Genomic DNA, 12,664 nt, shown 5'->3' with positions numbered 1-12,664 from the left:
AATTCTAACTTATTGTTTTTTTTTTTATTCTTCCAACAATATTTCCACCGTTTCTTTTAATAACACGAACAATTTTTCCTGCTCTTCTGTTATCATCAGTTTTCTTAGGATTATTAAGATCAGAAAATAAAACTACTTTTACAGTATCACCTTCTAATGCATTAAGAACAAATCTTGCTGGAATAAAAATAGATCCTTCTTCATCTTCTACGAAACCAAAGTCTTTAAATGTAGTACGAAAAGTACCAATTACACTTTTTTGATCTTTAATATAATATAATTCTGTTTTTTTACGATAAAAAATTTTTTCTTCTTTTATAAGTTCATTTAATCATTGATTTAACTTATATCCATCGTTTTGTTTATTAAGATTTAATTGATTTTTTAATTGTTTAAAGCTAATTCCGTTGGTATTTTCTTTCAACAATTTTTCTATTTCATTTTTCATTATTTGTTAAATAAAAAGTAAAGCAAAGGAAATTGCAACAAATAAAATTATAAGAGTGACTGTAATGATATGTAAAACACGATCGCTTCCACGGTGTTTAATATTTTCAAAAAGTTCAACATCTTTTGTTCCAATTATTGAAGATCCAACATTTTTTACTTTTCCTGATTGTAAATATAGAAGGACTAATAAAACTATTGAAATTATTAATAAAATTATCTTAAATGCAAATGCCATTATTATTCTTCCTATTATTTAGTTCGATGAGGTTATTTTTCCAATTTCCATATTAATATCTAAATTAGCAATTCCGGTTTTACCGTTACGATTTTTAGCAATAATTATTTCTAATTCTTCTACAATACTGTTTTTAAAATCATCATCTTTATTATTATAATACTTTGGCCTATATAAAAGCAAAACAACATCAGCATCTTGTTCAATTGCTCCTGATTCTCGAAGATCAGACATCATCGGTCTTTTCTCTTCTCTTGTCTCAACTTTTCTTGAAAGTTGACTTAGAGCAACAATTGGAATATTTAATTCTCTTGCTAAACTTTTAATAATTCTTGAAATATTAGAAATTGATTCTTGCCTTGATTCATATCTTATATTTTCTGATTCAATTAATTGAAGATAATCAATAAAAACAATATCTAATTGAGCTTCAGAATGTAATTTACGAATTTTTCAAATAAGTTCTCCTATTTTCATTCCTGCTTTATCATCTATTCAAATTAATTTCTTTTTTAAAGTTGAAATTGAATTATCAATTCTTAATAATTTATTTTGATTTAAATTATCATAATTTCTTAATTCATCTTGACTTACCATTGAATCATTTGAGATAAACCTTTGAATAATTGATTCCGAAGGCATTTCAAGTGAAAATAAAGCTACTTTTTTTGTATTTGAAATATTAAAAATAAATTGTAAAGCAACTGCTGTTTTCCCCATTGATGGTCTACCTGCAAGAACAATAAATTCACTTTTTTTAAATCCACCTAGCAAATTATCAAATTGATTTAATTTAACTCTTATTCCTTCTTGATAACCACTCTTCTTAATTTTTTCTAATTTATCAAGATAAGTATTTGTAAGATCATTAATATTTACAAAATCTTTTAATTCTCTATCTTTTGTAATTGAAAAAATATCTCCTTCAATTTTTTCAATTACAAATTGTGGATTATTTTGATTTTCATAAATATTTTTAATTGATTCTTTTAAAGTTAGATTTAAATCTCTTAATTGTTTTTTGTCTTGAATTGTTTGAATATATTCTGAAAGATTAGATTCAATTCCTTTATCAAATAAAATATCAAAAATCAATTGTTTTCAATAATTAGTATTTTTTCCTGATTTACTTTTACTAAGTAAATCAATTAAAAGTGTCGAATCTATTTTTAATTTATTTTCAAAATTATCCAATAAAGTTTGATATACTAAACGATAATCATAATTAAAAAAATGTTCAATTTTTAATTTTCCTGAACATTTTGCAAGTAATGTTGGATTAGATATCAAAAGTCCTAAAATTGCTTTTTCAGTCTCTTTTGAATATATTTCATTATCCTTATAATAATTAGTATCATCTGTCTGCATATTTGTAATAATAATTTTATTTAAAAAATTATTTATTTTCTAAGATATTATCAATTTTATGTTCATATCTTTTTATTAAATTTTTAATTTTACTTAAAATTTTATCATATTGATTATCTTTTAATTCAAATGTAACAGCAGAAATATTATGATGGCCACCACCACCTAAAGATTCACAAATTTTTTGAACATTTATATTATTATTAGATCTTGCTGATAATTTGTATTTATTATTACTAATTTTTGCAAATACAAATGAAGCATCAATATTATTATAATTGAGTAATTCATCTGCTAATTTTGAAACAATAATATCATTTAGGACTTGTTCTTTAGGCATAACACCTAACAAAATATTTGTTGTAATTGGTTTGCTAATAGAATTAAATAATTCAATTAGCAATTCAATATATTCAAGATCATTTTTTGAAATATCAACAGCTTTATCAATTTCTCCTCCAGCATGAGTAAGATAGGATAAAACATCACAAGTAGAAGGACTAATATTTCTTGTAAAATTTTTTGAATCAGTATATATTCCTGAAATTAATAAATCTGCTTCTTCTTTTGTAATTAAATTTCTAAATTTTGGATTAATATTAAAAATATTCGCAATAATTTCAGAAGTAGAAGATGAAGATATATCAACATAACTATTTTTTCCAATTAAATTGATATTTTTTTCATTAATCGTATGATGATCAATTAAGAAAATATTTTCGCTTACAACTTTACTATTAATTTCATTTCATTCTTTAATTAAAACTGTATTTGAAACATCCATAATAAAAATTCCTGTTTTATTATTTAAACGATTTTTAAGTTCTCTTGGATCAATAAATAATCTTTTTAAATTTTCTGAAAGATTAGCAAATAATTTACTTGCAGAATTATCAAAATTATAAATTAAAATTTCTGCTTTAATTGAAAAATGATTTATATATCTTGCAATTGCAATTGAAGAAACAACAGCATCAATATCAGCATTATCGTGGGAAATAATAATAAAATTAGAATATTTATTTAAATTATTGTTTAAATTTTCAGCAAATATTGTTAGATTTCGAATATTTTGTTCAGTTACATTTGTTGATTTTTCACCGACATTTTCCAAACGATTATCTGCATGGAAAATTGTAATTTGATTACCTCCACGCATTTTTGAAAGTTCTAAAGATTTTTTTGCTCTTTCTGATAATTTATTTAATTCAAAATTACCATAAGAACAACCAATTGAAATTGAAACATTTTTTCGTTCTTCTTCATTCATAATTTTAATAAGATCATTTAAAAGTTTTTCATTTAAAATATCTTCATGTAAATATTTTCATTTGGAAATTAAAAGTACATTTTTATCATTTGCTCCTTCAATTTTAAAAATTCCTCTATTCTTCAAAATTCATTCTCTTAAAAAGGAATTAATTTTAACATCAATTGAAATTCTTTTTAATTCATCTTCTGCCATTTTCTGATCATAATATTTATCAATATAAAATACAGAAATTCAATTACTATTAATTTGCTCGCGATATGCTGATATTTCCGAAATATCTCTAAAAAGAATTATTCTTTTTTTAATTAATTTAATTGTTTCGTAATTTTTATTATCAAATAAAAATTCTGATTTTGCTTGTTGTTTTTCATTTAATTTTAAATCAGTAATTCTTTTTCCTAATAAACGATTAAAACCCACTAGAGATAAATAATTACTAATAAAAATTATTCGATCATTTTCATCATATATTAAATAACCATATTTAAAATTTCTTTCAATTTGACTTTCAATATCTGGAATTAATTTACTGATTTTTTGTTCATTGATAAATCCAGTATAAAAATAATAAATTATGTCAACAATAAAAAAAATAAATAAAATTAAAAAAGCAATTGATAATAGAATAACTATATAATCCTGTAAAGCTATCATTATAATTACTAGAATTAAGATTAAAACTAAACCAATGATATTTAATCATTCTAAATACTTTTGCTTTTTCATAATATAAATTTTAAATTCCCTTTTAAATTAATTTTATTTATTTTGCAACAAATGGTAATAATCCAACTTCACGTGATTGCTTAATAGCTTTTGCTAATTTTCTTTGATATTTTGCTGAAGTCCCTGTAATCCTTCTAGGCAAAATTTTTCCATTTACAGACGAAATAAATTTTTTTAAAACTTCTATATCTTTATAATCAATATATTCGATATTTTGTTGTGTAAATAAACATTTTTTACGAATTACTTTATATTGTTTTTTAATTGGTTTTCTGCGACCTTTTGCTGTTCTTGGCATTATAACCTCTCTTTATTTAGAAATTGATTTCATCAAAATTGATTTCATCAAAATCATCACTTTCTTTTAATTTACTTTCAGAAGCAAAATTTATATTTTCTTTTGAATCTGAAAAATTATTATTATCTTCTGAAAAATTTTCATTATTATTTGGAGTTTGATTATAATCATTTGTTTCTAATTCTAATGTTCTTGCCCCTTTAGATTCTAAGAAACTAAATTGATCAACAACAACACTAACTCTACGATTATATTGTCCATTTTCTAATTGTGAATTAAAAACTTCTAATCTTCCTTCAATTGCAATAAGTGAACCTTTATGTAAATAATTGCTCATTGTTTCCGCTGTTCCTCTTCATGCTTTACAATCAATAAAATCTGTCTGCTGTTGTTGATTATTATTATTATTGCTACGAACTCTTCTATTTACAGCAATTGTAAAATAAGTTAAAGGTGTTCCTTCACTAGTTTGTCTAAGCTCAATATCATTTGTTATTCTTCCAATTAATATGACTTTATTTAACATTATTTATAACTCGCTTTTATTGGTCTTTTCTCTAAATTACTTCCCTGATTTTTTCCGTCTTTTCTTGGTTGTCTTCTTTCAGGGAATTTAAGATCTTTTGTTGTTTTCATTTCAAAAGGTCATTTTTTATCATGTTTTAAAATAAAAGTTCGCATAATATCTTTATTTATCGCACTCATCTTTTTAAATTTGTTTAAATTATCAATTTCTGCTTCTAAATAATAAAGAAGATAATATGCTTGTTCTTGATGCTTAATTTTATAAGCCAAATTTTTTAATCCTCAATCCTCTTTTTTTACTATTTTTCCATCTAAAATTTTTTCAATTTTTAAAATTAATTCTTGACGCTTATCATCTTTTAAATTAGGAAGCATCATAATTAAAATTTCATATTTCATATTTCTTAAATTCTTTCCTTTTGGATAAAAGTTTATAATCTTTTTTTTAATTTATAAACAAGGATTTTTTAATAAACCCAAAGTAATTTTAACATATTATTATTAAACTATAAGAAAGGAAATAATTTAAATTAAATTATTTAAAAAGTATTTAATTTAGATCTATCAATAAATTCATTTACTTCTTTATTATTTTTATTTGATTGAATTTCAAAAACAGAAGCAATATTTAAAACCATCAAAATTAAGTAATCAAGATTTATTTTTATATTTATTGTTTGATATTTAAAATCTGCAATTATTTTACTTAAATTTTCTAATTCTAATTTATTTTTAATATTTTTTTGCATTTTAAGTAAAATTTCTGATTGTTTTTTTCTTTTACAAATTTCAAAAAATTTTAAATTCTCCTTTATATATTTTGAAAAATAATAAAAAGAAAATTTTTCTTTAATATTTAAAAAATTTTCCTCATTATCTTCTAATTCTTCCAATACACTCACAACACCATGCTTTAAAGTAATTTGATTTATAAATGATTTATAATTTTGATTTGTTTTTTCATATTCAATCTTATCTAAAAAAGCTACTTTATTTGCTTTTGGGATATCTATTTTGATTTTCCGATTCACAAGATGCATTTCAAAAAATAAATCATATATTAATTGATAAATTTGTATTCCTAAAATTTGCATTTTTTCAACAAAATTTTCTTTATTATCAGATCTCATTTCAATAAATAAAATATTTTTTTCTAAACTATTATTAGTATCTATTTCACTATCTCTTACAATATAATTTAATTTAGAAAATAATCCATGATTGTTTTCTAAATTTAAATCTGATAATTTTTTAATAAAAAAAAGATCATAAGAATTATAGAGATTATAAATTTGATAGTCATTTATTGTATCAAAACTTATTGTTCTAAGATTATTAAGCTCACTTATTTGATCAATTACTTTTTCAGTAGAAAAAAGCGGTTTACGAATATAATGAAGATCAAATTTTTCATAAAAAAGTTCAATAATTTTTGTTTCCAAAAAATTTATTAAATATTGAATTTCTAATTCTGAAAATTGATTTAAATAATTAATTTTTATTTTTTTCATTTATAAATTTTATAAAACTTAATTTTTATTTTTTTGATGAGGAAATAAAATAACATCACGAATTGATTTTTGATTTGTAAATAGCATTATAATTCGATCAATTCCTAATCCCATTCCTCCTGCGGGAGGCATACCATATTCTAGGGCTTCTACATAATCTAAATCCATCTCATTTGCTTCATCGTTTCCTGCGTTTTTTTGTTCAATTTGTTCTAAAAATCTTTGATATTGATCATCCGGATCATTTAATTCAGAAAATGCATTTGCGTATTCTCTTGCATGAATAAAAAGTTCAAATCGATAAGTAAAATTAGGATTATTTTCAATTCTTTTTGCAAGAGGAGATACTTCTACAGGATAATTTAAAACAAAAGTTGGTTGAATTAATGATTTTTCACATTTTTGTTCAAAAAACTCATTAATTATATGGCCAATTGAATTATGGTGAGATTTTAATTCAACATTATGGATCTTAGCAAATTTTTTCGCATCTTTAAAATCTATTATTTTTTTAAAATCTACTTTTGTTACTTCTTTAATTAAATCAATCATCTCGATTCTTCTAAATGGTTTTTTAAAACTTAATTTATATTTTTGGTAAATTAGATCTTTTCCTTGATTTAATTTATTATTTAAAGCAAAAATAATATCTTCTGTAATATCAATCATTCTTTCTAAATTACTATATGCTTCATAAAGTTCTAATGATGTAAATTCAGGATTATGTTTTATTGAAATTCCTTCATTACGAAAAACTCTTCCAATTTCATAAACTTTATTATATCCTCCAACTAGTAATCTCTTAAGAGGAAGCTCTGTTGCTATTCTTAAATTAAATTCTTGTTTTAATGAATTATGAAATGTTTTAAAAGGTTTTGCAGCCGCTCCTGTTACTAAAGATTGTAATATTGGAGTCTCCACTTCTAAATAATTTTTTTGATTTAAAACTTTTCTGATTTCAGAAATTATTTTACTACGAACAATAAAAATATCTTTTACTTCATCATTTGCAATAAGATCTAGGTATCTCTTACGATAGCGATCCTCTACATTTTTTAAACCATGATATTTTTCAGGAAGTGGTTTTAATCCTTTTGTTAAAATAACAAATTTATTAGCTCTAATTGTTAATTCATTTGTATTAGTTTTAAATAAATCACCATCAACAAAAACAATATCACCAATGTCAATTAATTTTGCTGCTTCAAAATCAATTTCACTAAGTTTATCTTTTCTTAAATAAGCTTGCATTTTTCCAGATTGTTGATTTATTAAAATAAAAATCGCTTTCCCTTGATCTCTTATCATTATAATTCGACCAGTTAATTTTAAATTTTTAATATTTAATTCTGAAATCTTTTCTTTTTCTAATGATTGATATTTATTTTTTAAATCATTTAAATTAAAATTTTGTCTATAAAGTTTTCTAGGAGGATAAATTCCTAATTTGATTAGTTTTTTTTGTTTATCTCTTCTTATTATTTCTTGTTCTTGAAATTTTCGATCTTTCATATTAAATTGAATTTTTAACTATCCTATTTATATTCTTAATTCTTATATATAAGTATATATTAAAAATATTAAATCCTAAGTTCATTTAATTTGATCTATTGAAATTTTTTGCTTATTATAAGAATCTTCTGCAATTTCTCCATTTTTGATTCTAATTATATGATCACCAATTTTAGCAAAATTAGGATTGTGAGTTACAATTATTAAAGTAGTTTTAAATATTTTATTAATATTTAAAATTATTTTCATTGCATCTTTTCCTTTTTCCTCATCCAATGCTCCTGTTGGTTCATCCGCAAAAAGAATTGTTGGATTTTTTGCTAAAGCTCTTCCAATTGAAACTCTTTGTTGTTGTCCTCCCGAAAGTTGAAAAGGATATTTATTTTTTTGATCTAAAAGATCAAGTGATTCTAAAATTTGATTTATTTCAATTTTTTCTTTTTGTTTTGGTCTTAAATTTTCTCCAATTTTTATATTTTCATTTACTGTAAGTGATTGAATTAAATTGTAAGATTGAAAAACAAAAGAAATATGATTAGCACGAAATTTTGTTTTTTTATTTTCATTTAAATAAAATAAATCACAATTTAAAACTCTTGTACTTCCTTCATTAAAATTAGTAAGACCAGAAATAATATTAAGTAAAGTTGTTTTTCCTGAACCACTCATTCCTAAAATAATTACAACTTCTCCCTCTTTAATTTTCAAATTAATTCCTTTAAGAACATGCTCATAATTATTTTTAGAAATGAAATAATATTTTTGTACATTTTTTAATTCAATAATATATTTATTATTAAAAGTTCCTTCTTTTAATAATCCTTTTTTAAAAAGATTTTTTGCTTCTTTTTTAAGTTCTTTTTTTTCTAGTTCATTTTTTGCTTCTTTAATCTTATTTCTATATTCTTTTTTTTCATTTTTAATTCTTGTTTTTATAAGATTGTGTAATTTTCGAGCTTCCTCTTTATTATTTTTATTATTTGATATTTGATTTTTAATTTCTGTTTCTTTCATGTTTGTTTTCCTATTATTCAATTGTTTCTTTCAAGGCATCAAGTGGATTTTGTTTTGCAAATGTAATGTAAACAAAAATAAGTAAAATTATAATCATTACTAAAATTAAAGCAATTAATATTCCTAATTGAAATCCTGTAAGCGTAAATTTATAAGTGGTTCCTGTTAAATTTGTAAGAAGTGTACTTAACCCTAGTAAAAAAGCAAATATTAAAGATACTGATAAAATAAATGATAGTGCAAGAATTATTATATATGAAGTCATTACAAGTGAAGTTGCTTTTCAATTTGTATATCCAAAAACCTTAAGCATTGAAACTTCATTTAATGAATTATCGGCCACAACTTTAATTGTAATTGAAATTAAAACAAAAGCAACAAAGAAAGCGAAAGCACAAATTATAAGTAATAATCCACTAATTAAACTATAAGCAGAATCTATTTGACGAAATACAATATCATTATCTAAAGTGGCTTGCTCAATTATTGAATAATTATTATTTAAAATTTCTTCAATCGATACATCGTAATCACCATTATTTATCAAAATTTGTTGGATTAAAGAATAAGAAAAAGCAAAAGAATATACTTGTTTATAAAAATCATTTGAATAAATAATGTAAGGTATATATGATAATTGATCATTTACAGATTTGGAAATAGCATCTCTTGTTGTATAAATTGCATTTGAAACATAAGATCCATATGTTCCTACAATTACAAAAGTTATTTCTTTTGATTTTCGATTTCCTGATTGATCTTTATAACGAATTTCTCCACTATAAGTTTCATGACCTTGACTTTCTCCTTCATAATTTGCTATTTCTTTAATTTGATTATAGTAATATTGGGAAGTGATTATAGGTAAATAATAATTTCCATTTTGATCAACTTCATTTTGTTGATATGCTTCAAAATTATCTATTGCTTTTGTTAAATCAGGAATATTATGAAACATATTATTTTCTATTTCTTCAATATCATTTAATGATAGTAAAGAAAAACTCTCATTATCATCTTCTGTTTCAAATTCAATTTGATCTGAAAAAATAATGGATTGTTGATCAGAATTATAAAAATAATTACCAAAATTTATATCTACATATATATCTTGATAATAGTCAATTCCTAAATTATCATCAACAAAAATTCCTGATAATGATTCTAATCCAAGTGCAGGATTATAATTTATAAGTGTTTCTTCTATAAATTGTAAAGCTGACAATTTATTTGCACTAGTTTGATTTACATAATTTAAGTAATTAAGATAGGAATATTGTCAGAAAGAAAAATCAATTACCAATAAATCAGAGCCACTAATATTTGTATCTTCAAAATTTTGATTTGTGTAATTAATTACATCTGGATTATTAAATAAAAAGTAAAAATAATTTAATAATCCTTCTGCTGAGAGATATGAAATATCATATTGATTATTTAATTCATCATAACTATAAATTAAAGGTGAATTTAAAATAATATCTCCCATTTCTTGATATTTTTCTTCTCCTGTTGTTGAAGTAATTGTTGAAAAATCTCACACTATTGGTGAATACTCAAAATTATAATTTAATTGATTATTATCGACATTTTGATATCAATTATCAAAATCATCATTATAATTAATTGGAAGATAATTTAAATCTGAATTTAAAGAAGAGACGGATTGATAATTTAACTCTTCTTCTGCCCCATCAATTACATTATTAACCATTGTTGTTCCGGAAAATGAAAGTGCTATTAAAAATGTCGAAAAGATCATTGAAAAAAATAAAATAAATGATTTTCCTGTAGATCTAAATAAGCTTTTAATCTTATAACTTGAAGAAAAAGAAAATGAACTAGGAATTAATTTTCCTAAATAAATTGTAATTATTCCTGGTTTATTTTTATGAGCTCCTTGTAATAATTTAAGAGTTGGTTTACTTAAAACATAATAAGAAATTAAAAAAGAAACTCCACAGGCAATTAATAAAGGAGAAATATATACAACTAAAAAAGAATTAAATGTAAAAATGGGAACAGTAGAAATTGGAATTGCAAAATATTGCGTCATTAAACCAACAAAATACATTCCTACTGGTATTGCTAATAATAAAGCAATAAATGAACCAATTGTTGTAATAATAATAGGATAAATAATATAAGAAGATGAAATTTTCAAATTACTCATTCCTAAAGCTTTTAAAGTTCCAAGATTTTTGCTACTATCATTAATTCTTTTTTGAATTAGTAAAATCAAAATAATAATAACAACTAACAAAAATATGAAGCGAAAAACAGAAATAAATGCCTCATCTCCTTCTGCTTCAAGTAGTAATGAATCTGCTCTTGCTGCAATTAAATCGCCTGAATCATCATTAATTTCATTATGTTGAGAATAATCATAATATCCATCATCTCTTAAATATCCATTCTGATAATTTCCTTCTGCATATTTAGTAATATATCAAGCTTGCTCCTCAATATCATCTGAAATTGATCCAGAAATAATATCAGAATAATCATTAATTTGATTATATATTTCTTCAGAACCATAATAAATTACAAAATCTTGGTTTCCGTTTGCAATATTAGCTAATGCATAATTATTAATCATTAATGTTTGTTCATTTTTAACATCAGTAAGAATATTATCTAGATTATGAACAGGATAAGAAACATTTGGAAATCATCCAGTTGCAACCACTTCAAAATAATAAGGACCTATCATATATTTATTATCATTAGTTTCAAAAAAATTTTTATTTGCTTGATAATAATCATCTAGCATTAAAACTTTATATGGATTTTGAGATGTTCCATTTCCATAAATAGAATCAGTACTAGAATCATAATCTGCACCAAATACTTCATTTAGTAAATCTTGATCTGAATAATTAGTAAAATTTTCGTTTATTATAGGAACATCTAGTTTTTGTGAATAAATTCCATATTGAGATCTTAAATGAGAATTTAAAACGCTATTGCTTTCTTCTGTACTATTGTAGCCTAAAAATAAATAAGATTGGGAAGATCCTTCTTGATCATTATTTTCAGAAAAAGGATTTGAATATGTATATTGTAATTGAATATCATAATCAATAGTTCCAAATAGATTATAAATATTATTTAATTCTTGATCTGGATCTGAATTATTTTCTTCATCAGTTTTTCCATTATAATTTTCATTTATTATATTTTTATAAAATAAATATATTCCTATTACATTTTCAATATTACCGAAAAAATCAGCACCAATATAGCTTGTTTCTCAAAAATCATTAGCTAATGCATTTAATGATTCAAAATCTGTTATTTCTGGAAAAAGATTATTTTGATAATAATATTGATATCAATAATAATAATATGTTTTTACATATTCATTAAATGTAAGATCATTAAAAAGATAATCATAATTTGAAGAATCTAAAATTAAAGGTTCAATTAATTCTTCGTAAAATACATCCTGATTATTAATTGTATTAAAAAAAGAAAAATAGAGATTTTCTCATTCTCTATTTTTAATATCTTCATTAAATTCACCCTTATAATCAGAATAATTTTGCAAAGAAATTTCACCAGGAACAAGATATCCTTGTCCAATATTTCTTTCAGTTACTACTAATTTATTAGCAGCATCTTTTTCTTTGTCATTGTAGGTTGTAAGTCCACCTATTAAACCAAATGAGGAAAGATAAAAAAGTAGTAAGATAACAATTGATAATTTACCTTTGAAAACATCTTTTGATACAGATTTATTCATCTGTCTA

At 22.4% G+C, this 12,664-nt stretch carries 11 protein-coding genes; all 11 read right to left on the bottom strand.

The window, feature by feature from the left end:
* Nucleotides 1-4 precede the first annotated feature (4 nt).
* The 11 genes from X271_RS00130 to X271_RS00080 all read right to left on the bottom strand — a co-directional run bounded on the left by X271_RS00130 (nucleotide 5) and on the right by X271_RS00080 (nucleotide 12,657).
* On the bottom strand, nucleotides 5-448 hold the full coding sequence (locus X271_RS00130; protein WP_128571615.1) for a hypothetical protein: 444 nt from the start codon (nucleotides 446-448) through the stop codon (nucleotides 5-7).
* A 6-nt stretch (nucleotides 449-454) separates the two neighbouring features.
* Nucleotides 455-685, bottom strand: a complete 231-nt coding sequence (gene secG / locus X271_RS00125; RefSeq protein ID WP_025208446.1) for a preprotein translocase subunit SecG — start codon at nucleotides 683-685, stop codon at nucleotides 455-457.
* A gap of 18 nt (nucleotides 686-703) precedes the next feature.
* Nucleotides 704-2,053, bottom strand: coding sequence for a replicative DNA helicase (gene dnaB, locus X271_RS00120; protein ID WP_025208445.1), 1,350 nt, complete (start codon nucleotides 2,051-2,053; stop codon nucleotides 704-706).
* Between the two features lie 28 nt (nucleotides 2,054-2,081).
* Nucleotides 2,082-4,052 carry a GGDEF domain-containing protein gene (locus X271_RS00115; RefSeq protein ID WP_025208444.1) on the bottom strand — a complete coding sequence of 657 codons (1,971 nt, stop codon included), beginning with the start codon at nucleotides 4,050-4,052 and terminating at the stop codon, nucleotides 2,082-2,084.
* Nucleotides 4,053-4,089: 37 nt separating this feature from the next.
* Nucleotides 4,090-4,350 (bottom strand): 30S ribosomal protein S18, encoded by a 261-nt coding sequence (gene rpsR / locus X271_RS00110; protein ID WP_025208443.1) that lies wholly within the window; start codon nucleotides 4,348-4,350, stop codon nucleotides 4,090-4,092.
* A 16-nt stretch (nucleotides 4,351-4,366) separates the two neighbouring features.
* Nucleotides 4,367-4,876: a single-stranded DNA-binding protein gene (locus tag X271_RS00105; protein ID WP_025208442.1), complete on the bottom strand. Its 510-nt coding sequence runs from the start codon at nucleotides 4,874-4,876 to the stop codon at nucleotides 4,367-4,369.
* Nucleotides 4,876-5,274 carry a 30S ribosomal protein S6 gene (gene rpsF / locus X271_RS00100; RefSeq protein WP_025208440.1) on the bottom strand — a complete coding sequence of 133 codons (399 nt, stop codon included), beginning with the start codon at nucleotides 5,272-5,274 and terminating at the stop codon, nucleotides 4,876-4,878. The genes X271_RS00105 and rpsF overlap by 1 nt, the downstream gene beginning before the upstream one ends.
* A gap of 140 nt (nucleotides 5,275-5,414) precedes the next feature.
* Nucleotides 5,415-6,386, bottom strand: coding sequence for a hypothetical protein (locus X271_RS00095; protein WP_025208439.1), 972 nt, complete (start codon nucleotides 6,384-6,386; stop codon nucleotides 5,415-5,417).
* Between the two features lie 18 nt (nucleotides 6,387-6,404).
* On the bottom strand, nucleotides 6,405-7,898 hold the full coding sequence (gene lysS, locus X271_RS00090; protein ID WP_025208438.1) for a lysine--tRNA ligase: 1,494 nt from the start codon (nucleotides 7,896-7,898) through the stop codon (nucleotides 6,405-6,407).
* Between the two features lie 75 nt (nucleotides 7,899-7,973).
* Nucleotides 7,974-8,912 carry an ABC transporter ATP-binding protein gene (locus tag X271_RS00085; protein WP_025208437.1) on the bottom strand — a complete coding sequence of 313 codons (939 nt, stop codon included), beginning with the start codon at nucleotides 8,910-8,912 and terminating at the stop codon, nucleotides 7,974-7,976.
* Nucleotides 8,913-8,925: 13 nt separating this feature from the next.
* Nucleotides 8,926-12,657: an FtsX-like permease family protein gene (locus tag X271_RS00080; protein WP_025208436.1), complete on the bottom strand. Its 3,732-nt coding sequence runs from the start codon at nucleotides 12,655-12,657 to the stop codon at nucleotides 8,926-8,928.
* Nucleotides 12,658-12,664 lie beyond the last annotated feature (7 nt).

The sequence above is a fragment of the Candidatus Hepatoplasma crinochetorum Av genome (genome assembly GCF_000582535.1).
Lineage (GTDB): Bacteria > Bacillota_I > Bacilli_A > Mycoplasmatales > Hepatoplasmataceae > Hepatoplasma > Hepatoplasma crinochetorum.
The sequence above is the reverse complement of the archived record's forward strand: the minus strand, read 5'-3'. Positions and strand labels throughout refer to the sequence as shown.